The sequence below is a fragment of the Polaribacter septentrionalilitoris genome, from assembly GCF_009832745.1.
Taxonomy (GTDB): domain Bacteria; phylum Bacteroidota; class Bacteroidia; order Flavobacteriales; family Flavobacteriaceae; genus Polaribacter; species Polaribacter septentrionalilitoris.
On the sequence record NZ_VRMJ01000014.1, the window covers coordinates 44,859 to 70,559 of the forward strand.

Annotated in this window: 20 protein-coding genes and 1 pseudogene; 5 read left to right on the top strand and 16 right to left on the bottom strand. The window is 29.7% G+C overall.

Annotated elements, in window-relative coordinates; translation table 11 throughout:
* Positions 1-8: 8 nt before the first annotated feature.
* Positions 9-926 (bottom strand): tRNA (adenosine(37)-N6)-dimethylallyltransferase MiaA, encoded by a 918-nt coding sequence (gene miaA / locus FP421_RS02345; RefSeq protein ID WP_159947229.1) that lies wholly within the window; start codon positions 924-926, stop codon positions 9-11.
* Positions 927-933: 7 nt separating this feature from the next.
* Positions 934-1,761: an ion transporter gene (locus FP421_RS02350; protein ID WP_159947231.1), complete on the bottom strand. Its 828-nt coding sequence runs from the start codon at positions 1,759-1,761 to the stop codon at positions 934-936.
* Between the two features lie 192 nt (positions 1,762-1,953).
* Here FP421_RS02350 and FP421_RS15165 point away from each other — a divergent pair.
* The 3 genes and pseudogenes from FP421_RS15165 to FP421_RS02370 all read left to right on the top strand — a co-directional run bounded on the left by FP421_RS15165 (position 1,954) and on the right by FP421_RS02370 (position 6,859).
* Positions 1,954-3,198 (top strand): annotated as a pseudogene (locus tag FP421_RS15165) (DUF4331 family protein).
* A 120-nt stretch (positions 3,199-3,318) separates the two neighbouring features.
* Positions 3,319-4,608 carry a tetratricopeptide repeat protein gene (locus FP421_RS02365; protein ID WP_159947237.1) on the top strand — a complete coding sequence of 430 codons (1,290 nt, stop codon included), beginning with the start codon at positions 3,319-3,321 and terminating at the stop codon, positions 4,606-4,608.
* A gap of 19 nt (positions 4,609-4,627) precedes the next feature.
* Positions 4,628-6,859 carry a TonB-dependent receptor gene (locus FP421_RS02370; RefSeq protein ID WP_159947239.1) on the top strand — a complete coding sequence of 744 codons (2,232 nt, stop codon included), beginning with the start codon at positions 4,628-4,630 and terminating at the stop codon, positions 6,857-6,859.
* Positions 6,860-7,020: 161 nt separating this feature from the next.
* Here FP421_RS02370 and FP421_RS02375 read toward each other — a convergent pair whose 3' ends face one another.
* From FP421_RS02375 to FP421_RS02420, 10 genes are all read right to left on the bottom strand, one after another.
* Positions 7,021-7,908 (bottom strand): GIY-YIG nuclease family protein, encoded by an 888-nt coding sequence (locus FP421_RS02375; RefSeq protein ID WP_159947240.1) that lies wholly within the window; start codon positions 7,906-7,908, stop codon positions 7,021-7,023.
* Positions 7,909-8,032: 124 nt separating this feature from the next.
* Positions 8,033-8,821, bottom strand: a complete 789-nt coding sequence (locus tag FP421_RS02380) for an anti-sigma factor (RefSeq protein ID WP_159947241.1) — start codon at positions 8,819-8,821, stop codon at positions 8,033-8,035.
* Between the two features lies 1 nt (position 8,822).
* On the bottom strand, positions 8,823-9,353 hold the full coding sequence (locus FP421_RS02385) for an RNA polymerase sigma factor (RefSeq protein WP_159947242.1): 531 nt from the start codon (positions 9,351-9,353) through the stop codon (positions 8,823-8,825).
* Between the two features lie 49 nt (positions 9,354-9,402).
* Positions 9,403-12,831 (bottom strand): caspase family protein, encoded by a 3,429-nt coding sequence (locus FP421_RS02390; RefSeq protein ID WP_159947243.1) that lies wholly within the window; start codon positions 12,829-12,831, stop codon positions 9,403-9,405.
* Positions 12,832-12,838: 7 nt separating this feature from the next.
* Positions 12,839-14,323: a C1 family peptidase gene (locus tag FP421_RS02395; protein WP_159947244.1), complete on the bottom strand. Its 1,485-nt coding sequence runs from the start codon at positions 14,321-14,323 to the stop codon at positions 12,839-12,841.
* 161 nt (positions 14,324-14,484) lie between these two features.
* Positions 14,485-15,564 (bottom strand): exonuclease domain-containing protein, encoded by a 1,080-nt coding sequence (locus FP421_RS02400; protein ID WP_159947245.1) that lies wholly within the window; start codon positions 15,562-15,564, stop codon positions 14,485-14,487.
* Positions 15,565-15,589: 25 nt separating this feature from the next.
* The gene (locus tag FP421_RS02405) at positions 15,590-16,246 is read right to left on the bottom strand and encodes a YggS family pyridoxal phosphate-dependent enzyme (protein WP_159947246.1); all 657 of its coding nucleotides are present in this window, start codon (positions 16,244-16,246) and stop codon (positions 15,590-15,592) included.
* A gap of 88 nt (positions 16,247-16,334) precedes the next feature.
* Positions 16,335-17,288, bottom strand: a complete 954-nt coding sequence (locus FP421_RS02410; protein ID WP_159947247.1) for a D-2-hydroxyacid dehydrogenase — start codon at positions 17,286-17,288, stop codon at positions 16,335-16,337.
* A gap of 9 nt (positions 17,289-17,297) precedes the next feature.
* On the bottom strand, positions 17,298-18,371 hold the full coding sequence (serC, locus tag FP421_RS02415) for a 3-phosphoserine/phosphohydroxythreonine transaminase (protein WP_159947248.1): 1,074 nt from the start codon (positions 18,369-18,371) through the stop codon (positions 17,298-17,300).
* An 81-nt stretch (positions 18,372-18,452) separates the two neighbouring features.
* Positions 18,453-19,514 (bottom strand): acyl-CoA reductase, encoded by a 1,062-nt coding sequence (locus FP421_RS02420; protein WP_159947250.1) that lies wholly within the window; start codon positions 19,512-19,514, stop codon positions 18,453-18,455.
* 69 nt (positions 19,515-19,583) lie between these two features.
* Here FP421_RS02420 and FP421_RS02425 point away from each other — a divergent pair, with 69 nt between their 5' ends.
* A complete protein-coding gene (locus FP421_RS02425; protein WP_159947252.1) occupies positions 19,584-19,934 on the top strand; it encodes a 4Fe-4S dicluster domain-containing protein in 351 nt (116 codons plus the stop codon).
* 64 nt (positions 19,935-19,998) lie between these two features.
* Here FP421_RS02425 and FP421_RS02430 read toward each other — a convergent pair whose 3' ends face one another.
* On the bottom strand, positions 19,999-21,504 hold the full coding sequence (locus FP421_RS02430; protein WP_159947254.1) for a carboxypeptidase-like regulatory domain-containing protein: 1,506 nt from the start codon (positions 21,502-21,504) through the stop codon (positions 19,999-20,001).
* A 156-nt stretch (positions 21,505-21,660) separates the two neighbouring features.
* Between FP421_RS02430 and ychF the strand changes: the two genes are divergently transcribed.
* Positions 21,661-22,752 (top strand): redox-regulated ATPase YchF, encoded by a 1,092-nt coding sequence (ychF, locus tag FP421_RS02435; RefSeq protein ID WP_159947256.1) that lies wholly within the window; start codon positions 21,661-21,663, stop codon positions 22,750-22,752.
* Positions 22,753-22,830: 78 nt separating this feature from the next.
* On the opposite strand, the gene FP421_RS02440 is transcribed toward ychF, so the two are convergent.
* The 3 genes from FP421_RS02440 to FP421_RS02450 all read right to left on the bottom strand — a co-directional run bounded on the left by FP421_RS02440 (position 22,831) and on the right by FP421_RS02450 (position 25,617).
* Positions 22,831-23,247 (bottom strand): hypothetical protein, encoded by a 417-nt coding sequence (locus tag FP421_RS02440; RefSeq protein ID WP_159947258.1) that lies wholly within the window; start codon positions 23,245-23,247, stop codon positions 22,831-22,833.
* A 239-nt stretch (positions 23,248-23,486) separates the two neighbouring features.
* Positions 23,487-24,485: a metal-dependent hydrolase gene (locus tag FP421_RS02445; protein WP_159947260.1), complete on the bottom strand. Its 999-nt coding sequence runs from the start codon at positions 24,483-24,485 to the stop codon at positions 23,487-23,489.
* A 16-nt stretch (positions 24,486-24,501) separates the two neighbouring features.
* Positions 24,502-25,617: an SDR family oxidoreductase gene (locus tag FP421_RS02450; protein WP_159947262.1), complete on the bottom strand. Its 1,116-nt coding sequence runs from the start codon at positions 25,615-25,617 to the stop codon at positions 24,502-24,504.
* Positions 25,618-25,701: the final 84 nt, after the last annotated feature.

Here is a 25,701-nt window from a genome sequence, read left to right on the forward strand (position 1 = left end):
AAAATGGATTAACTTTTATTTGCGTTAATATTTTCAGAAATTTCTTTGATAATTGTATTTACAGCAGTTTCGTAATCAAACCAAAGGGTTTCAGTATCTTTTTTAAACCAAGTAAGTTGCCTTTTTGCAAATCTTCTTGTATTTTTTTTTATTTCAGAAATGGCAAATTCTTTGGTGAAATCTCCATCAAAATGAGCAAACAATTCACGATATCCTACAGTTTGTAGGGCATTTAAATGTTTATGTCGATGTAATTTTTGAGCTTCTTCTAACAAACCATTTTTAATCATTAAATCAACTCGCAGGTTTATTCTATCATAAATAATTGTTCTATCAGCATTTAATCCAACTTTTATAGAATTAAAATTTCTTTCAGCTTTTGGTTTATTTTTAAAAGTAGAATAAGGTGTATTTGTACCAATACAAATTTCTAAAGCTCTAACAACTCTCTGAGGATTTTCAATGGCAATTGTTTTGTAAGTTTTTAAATCTAACTTTTTGAGTTTATTTTGAAGAAAATCTAATCCTTTTTCTTTCAATTCAATATTTAATATTTCCCTAATAGAAGTATCAACTTTAGGAAAATAATCCAAGCCTTTTAAAACAGCATCAACATACAAACCGCTACCACCAACCATAATTTGAATAGGATTTTTAAGAAACAATTCATCCAATTTTACTAAAGCATCTTTTTCAAACTGACCAACATTGTAATCCTCAAAAATACTTCTGTTTTGTATAAAGTGATGTTTTGCAGCAGCTAATTCCTCTGGTTCTGGTACAGCAGTACCAATGGTCATTTCTTTATAAAACTGTCTAGAATCACAAGAAATAATATCACTTTTAAAATGATTTGCTAATTGTATACTTAATGCAGTTTTGCCAATTGCTGTTGGACCAACAATAGTAATTAAGGTATTTTTCATCTAATAATTACGGATTTAAAATACTACCACAGTTGTAGCAAAAAGTAGCTTTGTCTTTATGTTTTTCTTTTAAACAATTAGGGCAAGATTGTGTATTTGTACCTTCTTCATGGTCTCTTTTTGTCATTTCAGAACTTACAATTCCTGTAGGAATTGCAATAATAGAATATCCTAAAATCATAATAACACTTGCTATTAATTGACCTAAAGGAGTTTGAGGTGCAATATCACCAAAACCAACTGTTGTTAAGGTTACAATTGCCCAATAGATGCTTTTAGGAATGTTGGTAAATCCATTCTCAGCACCTTCTACCATATACATTACGGTTCCTAAAATTACACAAACAATTACCACAAAGAATAGAAAAACAGCAATTTTTGCTCTACTTGCTTTTAATGCTAACATTAATTTGTTAGAAGCACCAATGTATCTAGCTAGTTTTAAAATTCTAAAAACCCTCAATAAACGTAGAGCTCTTAAAGCTACTAAACTATGAGAACCTACTAATATGAAAGATAAGTATTTTGGGATGGTCGATAAAAGGTCAATAATACCAAAAAAACTAAAAATATATTTAAAAGGTTTTTTTATTGAAATGATTCTTAAAATGTATTCAATAGAAAAAAGTACTGTAATAATCCATTCACCAAGGTTTAATAAATCATGATACTTGATGTCAATACTAACTACACTTTCTAACATTACCAAAACAATACTAGCGATGATGGCAATTAGTAGAATTACATCAAAAAGTTTACCTTCTTGAGTATCTGCCTCATAAATAATTTCATGAAGTTTATGTTTCCAAGATGATTTTTTGATTGGTTTTTCCAAATTTTAAGCGATTATCTACTACAATACTACAAATATTTAATGAGTTTTTAATTTTTTTTCACTTGTTTTTCTCTTTGTTTACAAGGGTTTTAAAAAAAAATTGAAAAAAATCACACTTTTTTAAAACCGTACTTCACATTATCTCGTAAGTGTTAGTGAGATTCAATTAAATATTAACTTAAAAATCACACAATGAAGAAAAACAAAATTTATTTAGCAACCATTTTCGCAGCGATTATTGGTTTAATTACAATTGCAGCAGATCATATAGATGCTCCAGCTGCTCAAGGTACAACTGCAGACATAACTGACTTTTATGCTTTTCAAGGAGAAGATACAAGCAATCTTGTTTTTGTCGCAAACTTACAAGGTTTACTAAGTCCGTCTGCTACAGCATCTGCATCTTTTGATGAAAACGTATTGGTAGAATTTAATATTGATACTAATGATGACAATGTTGAAGACTTCGTAATTCAGGCTTTACCAAGAGATGGAAAAATGTATTTTTTCGGACCATTTACTCCAACATCAACAGGATTAAACAGTACTGTTAATGAAAGTGCTATTATTGGTGAAGTAATGATTACTCCTTATGATGCTATTGCTATTACTAGTACAAACTCAGCAGGAATGAAGTTTTTTGCAGGACCAAGAGATGATCCTTTCTTTATGGACTTTGCAAGATATGGAGAAATTATTGCTGGAAACGCCTCAGGATTTAATAGTCCAGGTTCAGATACTTTTGCAGGAACAAATGTACTATCTGTTGTAGTTGAAGTGCCTAAATCTATGATTGGTTCATCAGGAACTATCAATACTTGGGTTGAAGCAAAAGCTAAACAATAAATTAATCTAATCAATTTTAAAAATAATATTATGAAATATACATATATAAAATACATCACATTCATATTTTCTTTAACATTCATTTTAGTAGGATGTAGTAACAATAATGATAATAACGATTTACCAATGGGACCAGATTTTTCAGGAACCTTTATGCAAAAAGATCAAATGGGTAGACCAGCTGTAAATACAGTTTTTGTATCAGCAGCAAGTAAAGACGAGTTTAACGTAACAGTACCTTCTCAGCAAGGTGCAAAATTTCAATCTATGTTCGAAACAAACTTAACTGCTTTAAGTCCTGCTTATGCTAATGCTGGAGATAAAAACGCATTAGGTTTAGATGCAGCAACTTTTACAGGTTTGTTAGCAACAGATGTTCTAAATGTTTCTTTAGATGGTAAAACTACTTTTTATGATGGTACAAATGTACTAACAGGAAGAGCCTTAGCAGATGATGTGATTACAGTAGAATTGTTGTTGATTTTTGGAGGTGAAGATTTTTCTGAAAATCCATCTCTTTCTAATGACAATGTTGATGCGAATGACAAAACATTCTTAACATCATTCCCATACTTAGCTTCTCCCTGGTAGGGAGTTTAAATCTGGCGTACGTTTGGGGAATAGTACGCCAGTATTTCCAGTATTATTACTTATAAAATACTCATAAAACCTTTATTTATAGCCCCAACTTCTAATTAAAACTCACAAATTATGAAATACATCCAACTAATTTTATTATTTGTAACTTTTTCAATATCAATTAGTTGCAATAGACATACAGACAAACAGGTTACGAACTCTAAAGATTATAATCAATATTTAGATTTATCTTCAAACTCAAGATTATCAGCGATAAAATCTGATTACAATTTCTGGAAGAATAAATTATCAGAAACTCCAAATCAGTTTCCCTATAACGTAAAATTAGCGGCTGCTAATTCAAAAATTTTTCAGCTTACAGGTACAATTTCACATTTAAAAAATGCAGAACAAAACCTAATTAAAGCCAATGAAAAAACAAGTTATAATAATGCATCTTACTTAAGAAGTTTGGCAAGAAACTATATTTCTCAACATCGTTTTAAAGAAGCATTAACATTTCTAAAAAAAGCAGAATCTAATGGTGAAAATTTAAAGAGAACTCATTTTATGCTAATTGATGTTCATTTAGAATTAGGAAATCATCAAAAAGTAACTCAATATCTATCTAAAGTGAAAAACTTTAAAGACTTTGATTATTTAATTAGATTGTCAAAATACAACGATCACTTTGGTAATTTAGACAATGCTATTCAATATTTAGAAGATGCTTTAATTATTGCAAAAGCTTCTAAAAATCAAGATTTAATCCAATGGAATTATACAAATTTAGCAGACTATTATGGTCATGCTGGTAGAATTGAAGATTCATACAATGCTTATTTAAAAGCTTTGGCAATAAATCCTAATAACAGTTATGCAAAAAAGGGTATTGCTTGGATTGTTTTTTCTCATGAGAGAAATCCAGAAGAAGCATTACGCATTTTAAATACAGTTACTAAAGAAAATGCATCACCAGATTATCATTTGTTAAAAGCAGAAATAGCAGATTATGTGGGAAATATTGAAGAAAAAGAAAATCAAATCAACAGCTATTTATCAAAGGTAAGCAATAAAGATTATGGTGTAATGTATCATAAATACAGTGTTTTATTGTTTTCTGAAGATAATAAAAAAGAAGCAATTCATCTTGCAAAACAAGAAGTAGCAGAGAGACCAACAGCACAATCTTACGATTTATTGGCGTGGGCATATTACAAAAATGGAAATTATAAAGAAGCGTTAAAACTTACTGAACAATACGTTTTAGATAATACTTTTGAACCAGAAGCTTTATTGCATTCTGCTTACATTTTAAAAGCAAATGGAAAGCAAAATATAGCAAATGAATTAAAAGAAGAATTGTTAGGAGCAATTTATGAATTAGGTCCTAATGCAGCATCTGAAATCAAAAATATTTAAAAAACGTAAACTCAATAATATGAAACGCTTTACCATACTTTTTGTTGTAGTACTTAGCAGCATATCAATTTTCGGACAATCTTTAAAAGGTAGAATTTTAGATCATTTTAATCAACCTTTAGAAAATGCTTATGTGGTAAATAACACCAACAACAATCACACACATACCAATGAAAATGGAAATTTTATTTTAGAAAACGCAACTGCAAATGATATTTTACAGATTAGCATTCTAGGCTATAAAAAAAGAAAAATTATCATATCTAAACAAGATTTAGAAAACGGAATTACAATTGTATTAACCACTAAAACCTTTCAATTAGAAGAGTTGGTGTTGCGTAAAGAAATCAATGCAATGCAAACCATTTCTAAAATTGATTTAAAAGTAAATCCAGTCAACAACTCTCAAGAAATTTTACGTAAAGTTCCTGGTTTGTTTATTGGTCAGCATGCAGGAGGTGGTAAAGCAGAACAAATCTTTTTAAGAGGTTTTGATATTGATCATGGTACAGATATTACATTGTCTGTAGATGGAATGCCAATAAACATGGTTTCTCATGCTCATGGTCAAGGATATAGTGATTTGCATTTTATGATTCCAGAAACTATTCAGAAAATAGACTTTGGTAAAGGACCTTATTATGCCAACCAAGGTGATTTTAACACTGCTGGATACGTTAATTTCTCAACAAAAAATGCCATTAAAGACAATGTAATTTCTTTAGGATATGGAGATTTTAACTCAGTAAGAACATTAGGGATGTTTAATCTTTTAGAAAATAAAAAGAATGAAAATGCTTATGTAGCTATAGAACATATTGCTACAGATGGAGCTTTTGAATCGCCACAAAACTTTAATAGACTAAATGTTTTTGGAAAATTCAGCACCTTTTTAAAAGGTACAGACAGATTAACATTAACAGCATCACATTTTACAAGTAGTTGGGATGCCTCAGGACAGATACCAGAAAGAGCAGTTCAAAACGGAAGTATTACAAGATTTGGAGCCATAGATGATACAGAAGGAGGTTTTACTTCTAGAACCAATTTTAATGTTCAGTTTGATAAATTTTTATCAGATAACTCAAGATTAAAAACCAATGTGTTTTACTCGAATTACAACTTTGAGTTGTTCTCAAACTTTACTTTTTTCTTGGATGATCCTGTAAACGGAGACCAAATCCGTCAGTTTGAAACAAGAGATATTTTTGGAGTGAATGCACAAATTATTACTGAGAAAAAGTTTGGTAATATAGAAGCAAAGTTTACAAAAGGAGCAGGGTTGCGTTATGATTTGGTAGATGATGTAGAATTGTCTCATACTAAAAATAGAAAAGAAACTTTACAACAAATTCAGTTAGGAGATGTAAAACAGACCAATATGTATGCATTTTTCAACTCAGAATTTGAAATCGGAAAGTTTAAAATTTCACCATCTGTTCGTTTAGACTATTTTAAGTTTTTATACAATGATGCGTTAAATCCTACATATGAAACTTTGTCAAAAACCAAAGCAATTGTAAATCCTAAATTGAACTTTTTATATACACAAAATGACAATTTACAATGGTTTTTAAAATCAGGAATTGGTTTTCATTCAAACGATACAAGAGTAGTGTTGCAACAAAATGCAGACAAAGTGTTGCCAAGAGCTTATGGTTTAGATTTTGGGAACATTTGGAAACCCTCTAAAAACATAGTTTTAAATACAGCTTTATGGTATTTATTTTCAGAAGAAGAATTTGTTTATGTAGGTGATGCAGGTATTGTAGAACCTTCAGGAAAATCTAGAAGATTTGGGTTGGATGTTGGCATCCGTTATCAAATTAGGGAATGGTTATTATTAGATACGGATGCCACTTTTACCAAAGCAAGAAGTTTAGAAAACGTTGCAGGTCAAGATTACATTCCGTTAGCACCACAAGTTACTCTTGCAGGGGGTTTGTCATTGACCAACTTAGGAAAGTTTTCAGGAGGAATTCGTTACCGATATTTAGCAGATAGAGCTGCTAATGAAGACAATTCTATTGTTGCAGAAGGTTATTTTGTAACTGATTTTAATCTAAACTATAAAATGAGCAACAACGTAACTTTAGGAGTTGCTGTAGAAAATATTTTTGATGTAGCTTGGAATGAAACTCAGTTTGCAACAGAAAGTAGATTGCAAAATGAAACAGCTCCTATAGAAGAGATTCACTTTACATCAGGAACACCATTTTTTGCAAAAGCAACTTTGACCTACAGGTTTTAGTATTAAAAATTAAAACTCTATAAGAGTTAACCATGATTTGGTTAGTTTTAGTTGGATGAGATTCCTGCTGCAGCAATGTAGCAGGTTTCTTTTGTTTAAGGTTTAATAATAAATTAAAATAGTGTAATGATTATTTAGAAGGCTAGAACTAAAAGTTAGACTTATTTTGTGTTAGCATTAGTTATTTCTTGTATTTCTTTAAATGTTTGCCCTTTTTTATTTACCCATTCAGTAAACCCATTTGAATTTCTACCTAAAATCATATTTGAAGCAGCACTTGGACTATTAAAAACGGTGTCTTCAGCAAATATTAGTTTGTCATTGTGTTCAATCATTATTTTTGTTTCAACTAACTTTCTTCTCATATTTCTATAAGTTTCAGTGCAGGATTTAGAAAGCCCTTTTTTTGCTTCACTACCATTAATAACAATATAACCTTGGTCAGTTTCTTTCATTGAGGCTTTAAAGGTTTTTGTTTTGATAAAATAAGTTTCGTGTATTGATTTATTATTTTGAAATTGATTTTCAATTGTTTGTTTGACGGTAGAGGAGATTAAAAACTTAAAACCCATTACAGGAAGAATAAGTTTTATTTGTTCAAGGAAATATTCCATATCAGAAATATCTGCTTCATGAAGTGTTGGCAAACTTGGAGAGTTTCCATTATCAATTTGTGCAGTTTTAGCTTCAATTGCTAATTGTACTAATCTAGATTCTAAATACCTAATCTGTGTTTTTGTTAATAATTCATCCTTGCTTACAAAAAATATTAACTCTTTAAAATCTTTATTTTGATCGCTTAAGTGTTGTTTTAATCTAGTCTTTATATTTTCGGCTTCACCAATATATATTTTCTCATCAAAAGCATCATCAGTTGGATCTCCTTTTAGACAATAAATTCCAGGATTGTCAAATTCACTTCTAGACATTATTTTATTAATAGATGCTCTAGGACTGTATACTGCTTTACCAACCCAGTTTCCGATTTCACTTAATCTTGGTCCATATGCAGTTCCGTCAATCATATAGACAGTTAATTTCTTTCCCATTTATTTTTTATTTTTTGATAGCTTAATCCGAATATAAAATCATTTTAGTGAATTATAACAGTGTTAACTTAAATAGTTTATAAAGCTAAGAAATTAAACTCGTAAAATTACTTGTTTGGAATTTTTATGGACTAGCACTTACAGCACCTAATGTATACAGTTGCTCTAAAGTTGGAGACTCACTACCACCTTCTGGTTCTAGTGTAATACCAAAAGCTTCAGATTCATTAGGGTTTTCTATGGTAAATATCTTGTTAGCATCCGCTGTAAAGGTATCTATTGTACCTAAACTTGTTGGAGTTAACGGAGATAGTTTTAAAGACCAAAGCTGATATACTTTTCCTTTTGGTGGATCTGGTAAACCTTTGGCATCTAAATAAATAGCGTTTGTCTTTTTATCCCAATATACTTTTGCGTACGAATTTGGAGATACTTTTTGTCCTGCTAATGGTACAGAAATAATTTCTTTGTCTCTAAAGACTTCTATTAGTTTTTCTGCTTCAGCTAAACTGTTAGAGGCTTTGTCTATTTGTTCTTCTAATTGCTGTTTTTCTGTAGCAATTTGAGTTTTTAAATTGTTATTCTGAATTACTGTATAGATCAATACACTACCAATGATAAACGCAGCTGCCCAACCAGACAATTGAGACCAATTGGTTTTAGGTTTTGATATCGGAATTACTTTTGGTGCTTTGTCTTGAAGTTTGTTTTGGATATCAGCAAAAGAGTAGGAGTCATCTTTTTTAGCAGCAGCAGATAAAATCACTATTGCTTTTTCAATAGAGGCTACTTCTTCTAATAACTCAGGATATTTTTGAATTGTAGCATGCACTTCTTCATTCTCTTTTTCAGAGAGCGAACCTGCAACATACAGTTCTAAAATTCCAGATGCTATGTATTCTTTTATATTCATTTTATACTCCAAGCATAGTACGTAATTCGCCTATACAAGATCTATTTCTTGTTTTAATGGTGCCAATTGGCATTTCTAATTCTTCTGACGCTTCTTTTTGGGTAAACCCTTTAAAATACAACAACTCAATTACTGATTTACATTTATCACCCAACTTGGTTACAAATTCTTTTAAACCAATTGTATTTGTAGTTGCATCTAAACTTTGATGCGTTTCTAATATATCTACGAAAAAATCTGAGTTAAGGTTTTGTTTAGACTGTTTAAATTTTTTAGAACGGGTGTAATCAATAGCTGCATTTCTAGCAATATTAAGTATCCACGTAAAAAAACGTCCTTTTTTAGATGAGTAAGAATCAGAATTGTTCCAAGCTTTTATAAAAACATCTTGCGTAATTTCTTGTGCAACATCATTATCTTTTACAATAGAATAGACAATACCAGAAATACTATCACAATACATATTGTATAGTTTCTCATAGGCTTTGACGTCCTTTTTTTGAAATTGTAAAATTAAAAGCTCTAAATCCATAAATGATCTAGAGCTAAATTATTAAAATTAATTGAAATAAAAATTCTTTTTACATCTTCTTTATAAAAATAAAATCTCCACCTTCATCACCAGAACCATGAATTACCCCTCTTTGTGGAGTATTAGCGCTGTTGTTCATTACAGGTTCCTCAATTCTATCAAATAATTTTCTTGTTGATAGGTAAGGATCTTTGTTTTCATGCAATCGTTTTAATAAGTATTTAATAAAAACACTTTTGTTCGGTACTGTTTTTAGGGTTCCACTAGTAATTGCTTTTCTGCTGGTTAATGAGTACTTTCTTTTTGCATTTTTCTCTTCTTGTACATAAGATCTTGATTTAAAAATACTTCCGCTAAAGCAAGCATCTGCAATTAATAAAGTATGTTTTGAGTTGATGGCTTTGATGTGAGATACAATAGTGGTGTTTAAGATGATGTTATCTTCAAACTCCATGTTAGCATTAGAAGGCATCCAGTAACCACGTTCACTAGCTTCATCATAGTTTCCATGGCCTGCATAAAAGACTAATAAATTATCGCTTTGACCTACTTTTTTTCTCAATTGATAAAAGCTTCTGTTAATTTGACTATCTGTAGGATTTTTTAAAACGGTAACGTTTGCTGCACTAAATCCATATTTTGAAATCAATACATCAGCTAAAGCTTGTGCATCTTTAGTAGGTTCACCATTTAAGTCTACAATACTTTTATCAACATAATCGCTAACACCAATAATTAAGGCATAATATTTACCAAAGCCAACATCAATTTTATCTTTAGGATTATTTACAAGAATTGTATTGTTATTGTTTGCCGATTTTCTTTTAATGGTAAATGTTTTGGTAGATGATGATTGCTTCATGTCTGTTGCCTTTACAATCAAATCATTTTTACCATATTTTAAAGGAACATTAGCTGTAAAGTTTCCGTTTTCTGTAACGTTTGCTTCAATTCCATTAACAGTTATTTCAAAAATACCATCAGCATCTGTGGCTCTACCCGTAACTTGAATTCTCTTAGCTTCTACAATTTTAAAACCTCTTTTTACTTCTACATTAGGAGAGGTAATTACCACAACAGGAGGGTTGTTAAAACTCTCTGATTGATATTTAATGTTTAAGTAGTCAACAGCAATTTTTTTATCATAATACATTGTGTATCCAAACTTATCACCAAAAAAACCTTCAAAAGGAGCTTCATTTACGTATTGATCATTGATGTAGAAACGTAATAAACTTCCAGATTTTACAACTTTAATTTTGTTGTATTCATTAATTCCTGTTCTTATCGCTGAGGTTTGCGTAAACGGAATAATCTTTTTGTAAACATCATTGTCAAACTTTCTGTATAAATAACTTCCGTTACCAGAAAGTAAAAAAGAATATTCATTAGATGAGTTTTTTCTTCCAAAAGTAAATCCATACAATCCGTTTTCTGAATTTGCCGTTTTTGCCATTGACGTTTCAATGATAAAGTCTTTAACAGTATTTATATCTACACTTTTGCTGATAAAAATCCCTCCTTTTTTCTTCTTGTGAAGTCTAAATTTACCATTGACAATAGCTGCAGAATAATCATCTGAATCTTCTAAATTCCAACCATTTGTGTTTCCATTAAAATCATCAGAAACAGGTAAGCTTAGCTTTTTAGAGTGCACATAATTATAATTGTAGTTAGAGCTTTTAAGTCTGTAAACCTTTAAATAATCGATTGCAATTTCTTGATCATTATACACTACATAACCAATTCTATCTCCATGAAATGCTTCAAAATCTGTTTTAGTAACATACCTATTATTGATGTAATATTTGTAATAATCACCTTCTCTTTTTACTTTTAAAATGTTAGAAGCACCATTGTTTTGATTTACAGTAGAAGATTTTGTCCATTTTACAATAACTTCTTCTTTACTGTTTATAGTTCTTACAATTTTGTAATAACCAGTAGAAGCAATGTAAAATCGAAAACTATTACCATCTTTTAACCCCCACATTAACCCATAAGCATGGTTGTTAACTCCACTGATTTTATCGATTTTTGTTTCTATTTCAAAATCTTTAGAGCTATCAAAATATTTAGAGATATTAGAAGACCATCCTTTTTCTTTTCTTTTATGTCTTATGTAGTATTTACCGTTAGCAATTCTAAAGTTTGTGTTTTCATCATTTCTTTCTAACCATTGATTAGGATTGTTACTATCAAAATTATCACTGAATAATAAATCGCCTCTCGATTTTGTGTCATTTTTGATGATATTGTTATTGTTTGGACCATCACCTAGATAAGAAATATTGATGTAATCTATGGCTATTTTTTGTGGATCAAAGATTGAGAATCCATATCTTTTACCATAAATCTTCATGTAAGAAGCTGTATGTACTAGAGAATTATTTACATAATAATGTAATTTATTACCTCTTTTTTCAATTTTTAAAACATTTACAGAATAGTTTTCTTTTTTAATTGATGAAGAAGCTGTCCAATTAACCAAAGTGTTTAATTTTCCATCCTCATATTTATCAATTGAGTAACTTCCTAATGCATTGATTAAAAATTGATGTTGATTTTTGCTGTCTTCACGGGCAAAAACCAATCCAAAACCATTGTTTTTAACACCTGAAATCTTTTGAAATGATGCTTCTACTTTAAAATCTCTAGAACTGTCAAAGTCAAAAGATTTTGTTGTGGTCCAACCCTTATTACCATTGTATTCAAAATAATACTTACTACTTTTTATTTCTAGTTTAGCTTCGCTGCCATCAGAAATTGCCCAATTGTTTCTGTTAGAATAAAAACTATCGTATATAATTGTCTTTGAGCCTACGTACTTTTTTTTATCATCATCATCATTAATCGAAGAAGCTTTTTCTTTAACTTTTATATAATCTATAGAAATTTTTTGATTGCTATATAGAGCAATAGCAGCTTTATTACCTTGATAATTGTTAAAGGTTTCACTATATACATTAGAACCATTAATGTAAAAAGTAATGGTATTGCCTGTTTTTGATACTTTTAAGGTGTTAACACCATAATTTCCTGTTTTAATTTTATCAGATTTTGTCCATTTTTTTTGGTTAGAATACGTACCATTTTCAGACTTAGCAACTCTAAAAAAGCCACTTGAAGTGTAGCCAAATTCCTTGTAGTTGTTTCCGTCTTTAAAATCATAGAGAAAAGAAATTCCTGAGTTATCTACTCCTGATACTTTTTGAATGGATGTTTCAATTTCAAAATCTTTAGAAGAATTTAAACTATATGTAGATGTGGTAACTCTCCATGATTTTTTAGTTCGTTTATGCTCAAAATAGTAGCGACCATTAAAAACATTTAGTTCTCTGTATTCATTGTTTCCTGAAGGCCAATTGCCCTTGCTATTAAAATTTTCTTGATAAACATACCTATCACTGCTAGTTTGACTAAATACACCATAGGTAATAAAAAATAATAAGAATAGTATATTTTTAAATAATTTCATGATTGTATTATTGATGATTCATTTCGATAAAGATTGGAACAACTTTAGCTGAAGAACTTTTAGAAGTTGCATTGAATGAAATTTTATTACTACTAAAAGATACATCAGAACCCTTAAACATTTTGTAACTCAATGCTTTTTTTACACGAGAAACAAAGTCTCCAGAACCGTATTTTGCTTTATTAACAATATCGTTTATATTTAATTTTTCTTTACTGTATAACACACACAATATATCTCTACCAGGATTATTATCAAACTCAATAAAATAATCTTCGTTAGGAATTGCAATTTCACTATTGGTATAGTTAAAGAAGTCACTAAAACCTCCAAAAGGATATAGCTTATTAACAGATTTGTCTGAAGAGCCATAACCAATTAAATATACATAACCTCTTTGCTTACTTTTAAGGTAAATTCTAAACTGAGTTCCAGAAGTATACGTATTGTTTACTTTATAAGTTGTTTTGGTTGCCTTAACAATATTAAAATTTCTTGTTGCGCCATCTGCTAGTTTAATTGGCATGTTGTTACCACTACTCAGTTTTAATGTTAGTTCACCACCTAACTTGTTGCTAGTAAAAAAGTTATTATTGTTATTATTGTTGTTATTATTGTTGTTATTATTATTATTATTATTATTATTATTGTTGCTGTCTCTTTTGTCTACCAATACATAAGCAGTTTTTACTTGTCTTTGAAAATCTGAATATTTAATCCAAAAGAAACCATTTTTACCAAAACGAGTTCCCCAAGAGTTCATTACTTCAAAAGCACCACCAGATTTATTGTCATCATAACCAACAACAACCATTGCATGTCCAGATTTACCAGAACTTGGTATCCAAACATTATTATAATCTGTTTTTAAAGAAGAAAAACGAAATAAACCAATAACTACTGGGTTTTTTTGAGAAATTGCTTTCTTAACTTTACCAACCAAATTGTATGGACTGTTCCATTTTGCAAGTCTTTCGAAAGTTAAAATTTTATGTTTTTTTGCTTTAGAATACACATAGCTAGATGGTGTTCTAAGGCAGGTTCTATAATCGTAAGAAAAGTCAGATAGTTTTGCAGCTCCATTGGTATTCATTACCTTCATTGCATTTTCAATATACGCACCTTCACATTTTGCATTGTATCTAATTTGATTGTAGACAAAAGCAGGAGAAAATGTATTTTGATTGATTTTTGCTGTATTGTATTTCCATCCATTTTTTACAGCATTTGCAATTGTTCTTGCACCGTAAGCACTTGCCCAACCTACACAAGATCCTTGTCTGCCTTGATTACCAGGAGTAGGAGCATATCCTTTTAAACTATAATATTTTGGTAAAGCTGAAAAGCTTCTTGTTACTAAAGGTACAGATTGCGGAATTTCATTATAGAGCGTTTCATCAAATTTAAGTCCCGTTCCGAATTCGTCTGCTTCTTGTGCTATTAGAATGCTAAAAGAAAACAAGCAAACTAATAAAAACGATAATTTTTTCATTTTTGTTGATTTAGAGTTACTTAACAAAAGTCTCACTAAATATATAAAAAAAAAATACGTCATTTGACGTATTTTTATAATTTTGACTAACAAACAACATGTAATTATTTATTTTTTAGTTGTATAAGTGTTTATTTTTTTGTTGATAGTTGACTTTAAAGTTATAATCTAACAATCTTTTGAACCTTATTTTTGTTTAAATAGTTTTTAATGATAGACTTAGATAGCTCTTTATTTTCAATGGGAGTCAATACAGATTTTAAGATGTCTAATTGGTTTTCTTGATATCCTAGATTGGTGTATCCATAACCAAAAACTTCATTTTTTTCAACAAGAATTACAGCATGTTCTTCTATTTCTCTTCCTTTATCAAAAACAATAAAATCATCATTATTAAAAACATGTTCTGTAATTTTTCTTTTCTTTCTAAAATTGAATTTTGGTGATAAAGTTTCGAGTTCTAAACTGTATTTTAATCTTGTAAATAGTTCATTTCCTGTTTTTTCGATTGATATAGATTGTGATCTGTCTTGAATTTTTACAGCTCTTTTGGTAGATTTCAAGAAAAGTCTATTTACTTCGTCCTTCATGTTTTTGCCTCGACCTAAGTAAATTACTTTTCCTTCTGTGTCATGAATGTAGAAAACACCTTGTTCAGAAGGAATTTCATCAATCAATCTACGTAACCTTTGTTTCTCTAATCTTCTATCAAAATATTTAACAGAACTTTGAATGATTGATTTTTTGACGTCTTTTTCTAATAATAATTTAAACAGTTGTACAGTTGCTAAAGCATCTCCAGAAGCTCTGTGTCTATCTGTAATTGGTATTCCTAAAGACTTTGTTAATTTTCCTAAACTGTAAGAAGGTTGATCTAAAATTAAGGCTTGACTCAATTCTACAGTACATAACGTATTTCTATTAAAGTCATAACCTAATCTATCAAACTCTGTGCTTAGAATTCTATAATCGAAAGAAGTGTTGTGGGCAACTAAAATACAATCTGAAGTAATTTCTATAATTCTTTTGGCAACCTCGTAAAACTTAGGTGCGTTCCTAAGCATTTTATTATTAATTCCTGTGAGTTTTACTACAAATTCCTGAATAGGTTTTTCAGGATTTATCAAACTAATGAACTGGTCTACAATATCTTGACCGTCAAATTTATAGATAGCGATTTCTGTAATCCCTTCTTCGTTAAATTTTCCTCCAGTAGTTTCAATGTCTAGTATTGCGTACAAATTCTGTTTCTTGCAAGTAAAATTACTAATTATAATTCCTTTTACCAAATATAGAACTTCCTACTCGAATCATTGTACTTCCTTCAGAAATTGCTAGTGGATAATCTCCACTCATACCCATAGAGAGAATTTCGAGTGATGAGTGTTGAGTTTTGAGTTGGTCAAAAAGTTTCTTTAAAGAAGAAAACTCTTCTTGTAATTGTGTTGTATTGTCTGTAAATGTTGCCATTCCCATAAAGCCAACAATGTTTATATTTTTTAATTCAGCTGTTTCATCTGATGTTAAAATGGCTTCTATTTCTTGAAATGATAATCCAAACTTTGTGTCTTCTTTAGCAATTTTAGCTTGTAATAAACAATTGATAACTCTATTGTGTTTTTTGGCTTGTTTGTTAATTTCTTTTAGTGTTTTAAACTTGTCAACTCCGTGAATTAAATCTACAAAATGTGCCATGTATTTTACCTTATTACTTTGTAAGTGACCAATCATATGCCATTTGATGTCTTTGGGTAAAACCTCATATTTCTCTGCCATTTCCTGAATTCTGTTCTCACCAAAAATTCGTTGACCTGCATCATAAGCTTCTTGCAAATCAGCTACAGGTTTGGTTTTAGAAACCGCAACTAGTGTTACATTGTCTGGAATGGAATTTTTTATTTTTTGTAAATTTTCTTTTATCATGTTATGTTTCAAAGTTCAAAGTTCAGAGTTGATATTTTTAACGAGTGTCAGACTGAGCTTGTCGAAGTCTTTTCATCATCAGTAAATACTAATTTTTCAACAAAGTAATAATTTGTTTCGCCAATTCTAATCCAATTCTGTCTTGTGCTTCTAAAGTTGCTGCACCAATATGAGGTGTTAAAGACAACTCAGGATTCATTAATAGCTGGATTTCTGGATTTGGCTCATTCTCAAAAACATCTAAACCAGCAAATTGTACTTTTCCGCTTTCTATGGCATTAATTAAATCAACCTCATTTAAAATACCACCTCTTGCTGTGTTAATGATACCAGCACCATCTTTCATTTTTTCAATTTCTGAGGCAGTAATGATATAATCCTCCTGAGCTGGAGTGTGTAAGGTAACAAAATCTGCTTCTTTTAACAATTCATCTTTGTCAATGGTATCAATTGTAAAAGTAATGTTCTGACCGTTGTAAAAGTCTAATGTAATGGTTTCTGAAACAGTTTCTTCATCAGTTGCCAAGACTTTCATTCCAAGACCAATTGCAATTTTTGCTACTTCTTGACCAATTTTACCAAAACCAATAATACCTAAAGTTTTACCTCGTAGTTCAGTTCCTTGAGAATATGCTTTTTTTAATGCTGCAAAGCGAGAATCACCTTCTAAAGGCATTTCTCTGTTAGATGAATGCAGAAAACGAACCATTCCAAACAAATGAGCAAATACCAATTCTGCTACAGAACTAGAAGAAGCTGCAGGTGTATTAATTACATGTAAACCATTGTCTATAGCGTAATCTACATCAATATTGTCCATTCCAACTCCACCACGTCCAATCAATTTTAAAGAAGGGCAAGCATCAATTAACTCTTGTTGCACTTGAGTTGCACTTCGTACTAAAATCGCATCAATGTTATTTTCGTTGATATAATTTTCTAGTTGATTTTGAGCAACTTTTATATTTAGTACTTCAAATCCTCCTTTTTCTAAAGCGTCAATTCCACTTTTAGAAATTCCATCGTTTGCTAATATCTTCATTCGTTTTTTTTATTTTGCTGCTACTTTTCTTTCAAATTCTTGCATTACATCAACCAGAGCTTGTACACTGTATAAAGGTAAAGCATTATACATGCTTGCTCTGTAACCGCCAACACTTCTATGGCCATTTAATCCATTAATACCAGCATCTTGCCACATGGCATCAAAAGTTGTTTTGTGAGAATCATCAACTAAAGAAAAAGTTGCATTCATAGTACTTCTGTCTTCTTGGGCTACAATTCCTTTAAATAAAGGGTTTCTGTCAATTTCATCATATAAAAGAGCTGCCTTTTTATTGTTTACTTCTTCAATAAACGGAATTCCGCCTAAATCTTTCAACCATTCTAAAGTTAACATAGAAACATATACTGCAAAAACTGAAGGAGTGTTAAACATACTGTCTTTATCAATATGTACTTGATAGTTTAACATAGAAGGAATGTGTCTTTCTACTTTTCCTAAAATATCTTCCTTAATAATTACTAAAGTGGTGCCTGCAGGACCCATGTTTTTTTGTGCACCAGCGTAAATTAAATCGAATTTTTCAAAGTTTAATTGACGTGAAAAAATATCTGAACTCATATCACAAACCAAAGGAACATTTGTTTCAGGAATTTCTTTTATTTGCGTTCCTGCAACTGTATTGTTACTTGTGTAATGAAAATAATCTGCATCTTCAGGAATTGAATATACTTTAGGAATATATGAGTACCCTTTGTCTTTAGAAGACGCTACTTCAACTAGTTCTCCAAAAGCTTTTGCTTCTTTAATGGCTTTATCAGACCAAGTTCCTGAATTTAAATATGCAGCTTTTTTGTTCAATAAGTTAAATGCTACCATTAAGAATTCCATACTTGCACCACCTTGTAAAAATAACGCTTTGTAGCCTTTGTTTTCTAAGCCTAATAATTCTAAAGCTAAGGCACGCGCTTTTTCCATTACAGCAACAAAAGGTTTACTTCTGTGTGATATTTCAATCAATGATAAGTTATCATTGTTAAAATTAATGATGGCTTCTGATGCTTTTTTTAGTACTTCTTCTGGCAGAATACAAGGACCTGCACTAAAATTATGTTTTTTCATTATTTGGAGTTTCAAAGTTTAAAAGTTTCAAAGTTTCAAAGTTTTTTGCCAAAAACTAGCAACCATCAACCAAAAACTAATTTATATTTTCGATAAAAATTCTAAGGTATTTACGCCATCAGCATAGTCAGTTAATTTTGGATGTTGAGTTTCTCCAAAAGCAACTTCATTTTCTATAAAGTCTTTGGCAACAATACATTGAATTTTTTCTCTATCTTGATGTAATTTTATTTTTAAATCAATTTCATTGTCATAATACTCATAAAACACAGTAGCAATAGGAGAGGAGTAGCTTTCATCTTCCTTAATCATTAAAAAACCATTTTCTAACAAATCAAACTCACTCATCAAATAGACAGCCTTATTATAGTCGTAATTATTAGCGTATTTTGCATTATTAATGATGTCTTTTTTAGCATACATTCCTGTAAAAAAAGCATCAAAATTATAGTTATTAGGGACATAAAGTTTTGAAACACTTCTACATCCTAAACCAAAATATTGAAATACATCATCAGATAATTTTTCGAAATCATTTGCTGTTTCTTTCCCTGTAATAACAGCAACAGAATTTCTACTTTTTCTGATAATATTGGGTTTGTTTTTAAAGTAATATTCAAAATAACGCGCAGTATTGTCACTTCCTGTAGCAATTACAGCATCGAAGTCTGACAACTTTTCTTCTGTAAACGTAATTTTTCCTTTAAAATCTTTTTCTACATACTCTAAATACTTAGCTAAAAAAGGTAATAAATGTTTATCATTAGAGGATTGTTTTACCAAAACAGAATGACCAGAAAGTAATACAGATAAAAAGTCATGAAATCCAACCAAAGGAATGTTACCTGCCATAACAATGGCTACTTTTTTAGATTCTTTATTGTTTAAAGTAACACTACTTATAAATTTATTTAAATTGTTTTCAGTTAGTGAGTTAGACCAGATTTGTAAACTAAATAAAATATTGTCTTTGGTAAACCAAGAATTGTTTTCTTGTGCTAATTTTATCTGATGTAAAAATCCATCAAAAAAGATTTCATTATATTTAATATGATCGGCTTTTTTTATTATATCAACAGAAAATTGACTCAAAAAAGTACCTAATTTTACGAAAGCGTTAATTCTATTCTGAATACTATTCATTTATTTTGGTTGTCTATAATTTTGGCTTTATTTTTGCAAACGCAAAGGTACAAATTAGAAAAGAAAATTATGGCAATTATAATAACAGATGAATGTATAAATTGTGGGGCTTGTGAACCTGAATGTCCAAACACTGCAATTTACGAAGGTGCAGACGATTGGAAATATGCAGATGGTACAGATTTAACTGGAAATGTGGTTTTACCAAATGGTAAATCTGTAAATGCAGATGAAGATCAGGAACCAATTTCTGATGAAGTGTATTACATAGCTCCAGATAAATGTACAGAATGTATGGGCTTCCATGAAGAGCCACAATGTGCTGCAGTTTGTCCTGTAGATTGTTGTGTGCCAGATGAAGATATCGTAGAAACTGAAGAAGAATTATTAGCAAAACAAAAGTTTATGCATAATGATTAATGCTTGATTTCTAAAATCAAAAAAGTATATTATAAAAATCCCGAGTGTTAAACTCAGGATTTTTTTATTGATATTCATTTAAAAAATCAGCTAATTCTTGCTGCCCTTTTTGTAAAGTCTGTTTAGATTTTAAATCATCTTTATAATACAGTTTTTTCATGTAATACCCTTTTTCTATAGGTACAGAAAATGAGTTTTCATTTTTTAATTGATGGTCAGAAAAGAAGACCTCCGTAATTTCATTCGTGTTAAATTCTAATTTAACAGAAAACTTTATTTTATTTTTTTCTGTAGAATTTTCTATAAATTTAAAAGGTCTATTTGCGTAAGTATATCTGCTAATGGCTTCTTTGCTATAAGCCACATAGTACTCGTTATTTCGGTTTTTTTGATATAATAAAATTCCAGTGTGTTTATTTTCCGAGTACTTAACACCCAATAAAAATTTTAAGTTTAAAGATTCTCCTTTTTTTCCTTTTGAAAATTCATAATTTACTTTAGAGATGGTAAAATCTTCTGGGTTGATATATATTTTACCTTCATATTTTGCTTTTGATTTTCTGGGTTTAAAATGAATAATATAATGATTTCCATCTTTTAAAAACTCATTGGTTAATAATTGATGTTTATAATATTTTGTATTCAAAAAATTGGTTTCATCATTATTTTTAAAAAAAACAGCTCTTTTTAAAACAGTATCCACATAACCATTGGTTTTATAAGCTGTAAAACTATTTTTAATTTTAGAAGAATCTTTTATCATTTTTGATTTACCAAATGCCACAGAATCTTCTACTTTAAAAATGCCTGTTTTAACTTTATAGGTTTTGTTTTTGTCTAAATATTTTAAAATTAGCTGTTTGGTTTGGTTTTGGAGCTTGTCTAAAGAGAAGATTTTATTAGAATCTAAAGGTTTAAATCCTAAAATACTATCTGTTTTCTTTTGTAAAAAATTCTTTTTTAATTTTTCTGAATAATAATTTTTAGTTTCTAAAGTTCCTAAAAATACTCTAGGTATATCAGGATTACTTTTTTTGATTGCATCTGCAAAATTTTGTAAATCTACTTTGGCTAATTTTTCTTTTTTACGATCTAATAAAGAACTAGATTTGAATTTTAAGTCCAATTTTTTAAAATCAAAAATCTGATTTTCACTCACATAAAAATTGGATTTTATAGGGTATCTAACAAAGTTTTTTTGCATACTTCTTTCTGTTTTAAATAATAAAGAATCTAAAGTTATTTTAGCAATAGTTAGTTGAAACCCTTTTAACAGTGTACTTTTTTCTTTTAAAGCGATTGTAAAATTTAGCTTTTTAAGTTCGTTCAAAGAAATGGTTTTGGTTTCAAAACCTAATTTAGAAAAAGTAATGTAGCTAACGTTTTTAGTAGATATTCTATAGTTTCCATTTTTATCAGACACATTTCCTTGGTCTTTGCTGGTTTGTATGGCTACATTTTCAATTCCTTTTTGTAAGGCTGTATCAATTATTTTTCCTGTAATTACTTGTGATGAAAGAGCTTGGGTGAGTTGAAGAAAATATCCTATGACTAGTAATTTTTTAAGCATACTTATTAGATTTATTTTTGGAAAAATAATGCATTTTTAAATTCCTAAATTAATACTTAAATAAGTTTAACAAAGTATTATCTTTGCAGTCTCAAAATTTTAAGAATTTTAACCAAATTTAGGTTAAATTACTTCTTTAGGATTAAATTTATAAAAATGAAAGCTGGAATTGTAGGATTACCAAACGTAGGAAAATCAACTTTATTCAATTGTTTATCAAATGCAAAAGCACAAAGTGCAAACTTTCCTTTTTGTACTATAGAACCGAACATTGGTGTAGTGAATGTTCCTGATACACGTTTAGAGAAGTTAGAAGAATTGGTAAATCCAGAAAGAGTATTGCCTGCAACTGTAGAGATTGTAGATATTGCTGGTTTGGTAAAAGGAGCAAGTAAAGGAGAAGGTTTAGGAAATCAGTTTTTAGCAAATATTAGAGAAACAGACGCTATTTTACATGTTTTGCGTTGTTTTGACAATGATAATATTGTTCATGTTGATAATTCTATTGATCCTGTTAGAGACAAAGAAACCATTGATATTGAATTACAATTAAAAGATTTAGAAACTGTTCAAAAACGATTAGAGCGTGTAAAAAGAACAGCAAAAACTGGAAATAAAGAAGCACAAGCAGAATTAGTTGTGCTATTAAAAGTTGAAAGTACCTTGTTAGAAGGAAAATCTGTACGTTCTTTAGCGTTTTCAGAGAAAGAAGAAGAGTTTGTAGCTCCATTACAATTCATTACCTCTAAGCCTGTTTTATATGTTTGTAATGTTGATGAAAATTCAGCAGTATCTGGAAATGATTATGTAGATAGAGTAAAAGAAGCAGTAGCTCATGAAAATGCTGAGGTAATTGTTTTGGCTGTTGGTACAGAAGCAGATATTACTGAATTAGATGATTATGAAGAACGTCAATTATTTTTGGAAGATATTGGTTTAGAAGAAGCTGGTGTTTCTCGTTTAATACGTTCTGCGTATAAATTATTAAACTTACAAACCTATTTTACTGCAGGAGTTAAAGAAGTAAGAGCTTGGACCATTTCTATTGGTGCAACTGCACCTCAAGCTGCTGGTGTAATCCATACTGATTTTGAAAAAGGTTTTATTAGAGCAGAAACTATTTCTTATGAAGACTATGTTACTTATGGCTCTGAAGCCAAAGTAAAAGAAGCTGGTAAAATGAGAGTAGAAGGTAAGGAGTATGTTGTAAAAGATGGAGATGTCATGCACTTTAGATTTAATGTTTAAATAGTAAAAAGAAATCAAAAAAAATACCTTTAAATTATTAATTTAAAGGTATTTCTATTTTTTATAACCAATAAAGGTTTATAAAGGTTGAAGACTAATACCTTCCATATTTGAAGTAGCACTTAAATCAATAATTAATTTAAAAGATTTCGCTGCTGCTGTTGAACCACTCCATAAATTAATTTGATTTTTCGGGTAATTAATTTCAGTAGTTAAACATTGAGCCATAATTACACCTTGTCCAGCTGTGCTACTATCATTCCAATATAATTGATACTGCCCCTTTAAAGTGGCTAATTGTAAAAAAGTAATTTGTGGAATTGGATTAGGGTAATAAAGAATTGGAAAATTGGCAACAGGTGTATTAGTATTAGAGCAAAGCGCACCCCATTCAAAACTATTATCCATATTAGCTGCATATAATAATGGACTTCCAGTTGTTTGGTTTTGATTTTTTAACTCAACTTCTTTAATTGTAAATAAATTTTGAGACATAGTATTTTAAAAATTTGATTAGTAATACTTCAAATTTATTTAGATTTTTGATCTATTTATAGAGTAAAAAAAACCGTTTTTTAAGTTGCGTATTTTTATTCAAGTAGAAACACCTGTTTTTGATATAAAAAAAATAAATAACCAACTCATTTAGGATATGACTAGTTTTAATCAGTTATACCCAGATTTAGTTAAGCTAACTTTTTTTAAACCACAAAATCAACTGTAAAAAGACTTTTTTAGTTTCCTTGTATTCTTTGCCACAAGTCTTTTATCAATTTTTTAGCATCTCTTTTTCCTTTGGGTTCTTCTATAAAAAAAGGTGTTCCGTTTGCATCAACATCAATTTTGTATTTAAATACAAAGTTTTGTGCATTCGGCTGTATACTTAAAGTACCAAAACGTAAATCGTTAAAATAAAGAGTATTGCCTTTTTTGTTAATGGTATACCAACCTTTAGAAATGGCGATCATTCGTTTTGTTTTTGGATGATTGGCTAAATCTCCTAACAAATGATGATTTTTAGGATAGGATGAAAACACAATAGGATTCTTATCAAAAAATGATGAATTCCCTATTAAAAAGGCATCCTCAGTTTCCACATTTGCAGTCCATAAAATAGTATTTAGTGGAGCTGGTTTTGTCTCAATTTCTGTATATTTAATCTGTTGTACTGCTAATTCTTTAGTAAACGTTTGGTAAGAAATTCCTTTTAAAATCAATGTTAATCCTAAATATGAAGTGCTAATAATTAATCCTAAATTGTTGTAAAGCCGTCTTTTTGTAGAGTTTCTTTTTTGAAACATGGTTAACATCAAAAACACTAAAAAAGGAAGTGTATATAAAGGATCTATGACAAATACATTTTTAAAAGCCAACCGAATATCTAAAGGCCAAAATAATTGTGTTCCCCAAGTGGTTTGTGCATCTAAGATAGGGTGAGTTACTAATGCTAAAAAGAAAAATAAAGTCCAACTTTTAAAACTTTTGTATTTTTCATATTTAGTAACAATAAACCCAAAAATAGGTGCAAAGAGTACTGAAAATAAAACAGAATGTGTAAAACCCCGATGAATTTCTAAGGCAGTTACGGTGTCTGTAAAATGAGAAGCCAATACATCTAAATCTGGAATAGTACCTGCAATAGCGCCATATAATAAAGCTTTATTGCCAATTTCTCTACCTAAAACGGCTTCTCCAACAGCAGCACCTAAAACGATTTGTGTTAATGAATCCATTTTTATTATTCGTTAGTTAGTAAGTGTTTTTGAACTGTTTTTCGACGGAGAAATTAATTAAATTCATAAAATTTTCATGAACGCCTAAAGTTATATCAAGCTGTAATTGATCAATCAATTTTAAAATTAAATCTGGTTTAAATTGCAAATCTGGTATAGAAACATATTTTTCAAAAAGTCCGCCCAAAGTTTTATAATACAATTGCTCAAAAGCGTTTAATTGCTCTGGTTTGTTTGCAACATATTCATAAGAATTGATGTTAAAAGACTCTAAAACTTCACCAACATAATCTTTGTGTAGAATTTGTTTGGGGTTTACAATGTTTAATTCTTTAATCTCCGGATTTAAATATCCATATAAAATTGCTTTCGAAACAAAATCAACAGGAACAATATTTAGTCCGCTTTTTTTGTCAATCCATATTCTAAAATTCTCTATAGATTTATTCGCATATTTCGCCAAAAACATAGGCCATGAGTAAAATACATCATATTTAGGAGTTTCAAAAAACGGTTTGTCTAATAAGCGTCCGCAAATAATACTTGGTCTTAAAACCTGAGACTGTATATTTTTAGTTTTACACGTTTCTTTTACAAAATGCTCACTTTCGTATTTCGATTTTTCATACGGATTTCTAAAACTGCTAACCTCATAGTTTTCAATGGTATCAGTTACTTTTTCATCCTGTATACCAAAGGAGTATGCTGTACTTATATAAATAAAACGTGTTACAAACTGCGGCAATTGTTCTAAAAGTTGTTTGGTAACCAAATAATTTTGTGTGTGAACTTTAGCTTTAGAATCGTTGGTTTGTAATAAACTCGTAGAACCAGCACAATGAATAACAGTATCGAAATTGTATTGTGCTAAAGTGTCTTTTGTTATGCTTGTTAAATCGTGAGAAATTATCGTTATTTTTTCCAAACACGCTGCTAAACTAAAGTTGTTTAAAAAATCTGGACGAGATTTATCTAGTAAAATATCAGTAATTCGTTGTTCAGCAGTTTTATGATTATCTCTTGTAATTACATACAAATGATTTACGGTTTCATCAACAATAGCTTTGTGAAGCCATTCAAACATAATATGACTTCCAACAATACCTGTTCCGCCTGTTAATAAACAATTCATAGTGATATTTTACCTAAGTTTTCTAATAGCGAAATTACTTTATTAAAATAAAGAAACCTCACAAAGCGTGAGGTTTTAACAGTT

Bases quoted from the DNA above. Each gene is read 5' to 3' on its own strand.
- FP421_RS02420 (WP_159947250.1), bottom strand. From the start codon at position 19,514: ATGAATAGTATTCAGAATAGAATTAACGCTTTCGTAAAATTAGGTACT.
- ychF (WP_159947256.1), top strand. From the start codon at position 21,661: ATGAAAGCTGGAATTGTAGGATTACCAAACGTAGGAAAATCAACTTTA.
- FP421_RS02430 (WP_159947254.1), bottom strand. From the start codon at position 21,504: ATGCTTAAAAAATTACTAGTCATAGGATATTTTCTTCAACTCACCCAA.
- FP421_RS02380 (WP_159947241.1), bottom strand. From the start codon at position 8,821: ATGAATATAAAAGAATACATAGCATCTGGAATTTTAGAACTGTATGTT.
- FP421_RS02365 (WP_159947237.1), top strand. From the start codon at position 3,319: ATGAAATACATCCAACTAATTTTATTATTTGTAACTTTTTCAATATCA.
- FP421_RS02445 (WP_159947260.1), bottom strand. From the start codon at position 24,485: ATGGATTCATTAACACAAATCGTTTTAGGTGCTGCTGTTGGAGAAGCC.
- serC (WP_159947248.1), bottom strand. From the start codon at position 18,371: ATGAAAAAACATAATTTTAGTGCAGGTCCTTGTATTCTGCCAGAAGAA.
- FP421_RS02425 (WP_159947252.1), top strand. From the start codon at position 19,584: ATGGCAATTATAATAACAGATGAATGTATAAATTGTGGGGCTTGTGAA.
- FP421_RS02410 (WP_159947247.1), bottom strand. From the start codon at position 17,288: ATGAAGATATTAGCAAACGATGGAATTTCTAAAAGTGGAATTGACGCT.
- FP421_RS02390 (WP_159947243.1), bottom strand. From the start codon at position 12,831: ATGAAATTATTTAAAAATATACTATTCTTATTATTTTTTATTACCTAT.
- FP421_RS02450 (WP_159947262.1), bottom strand. From the start codon at position 25,617: ATGAATTGTTTATTAACAGGCGGAACAGGTATTGTTGGAAGTCATATT.
- FP421_RS02395 (WP_159947244.1), bottom strand. From the start codon at position 14,323: ATGAAAAAATTATCGTTTTTATTAGTTTGCTTGTTTTCTTTTAGCATT.
- FP421_RS02370 (WP_159947239.1), top strand. From the start codon at position 4,628: ATGAAACGCTTTACCATACTTTTTGTTGTAGTACTTAGCAGCATATCA.
- FP421_RS02405 (WP_159947246.1), bottom strand. From the start codon at position 16,246: ATGATAAAAGAAAATTTACAAAAAATAAAAAATTCCATTCCAGACAAT.
- miaA (WP_159947229.1), bottom strand. From the start codon at position 926: ATGAAAAATACCTTAATTACTATTGTTGGTCCAACAGCAATTGGCAAA.
- FP421_RS02385 (WP_159947242.1), bottom strand. From the start codon at position 9,353: ATGGATTTAGAGCTTTTAATTTTACAATTTCAAAAAAAGGACGTCAAA.
- FP421_RS02375 (WP_159947240.1), bottom strand. From the start codon at position 7,908: ATGGGAAAGAAATTAACTGTCTATATGATTGACGGAACTGCATATGGA.
- FP421_RS02440 (WP_159947258.1), bottom strand. From the start codon at position 23,247: ATGTCTCAAAATTTATTTACAATTAAAGAAGTTGAGTTAAAAAATCAA.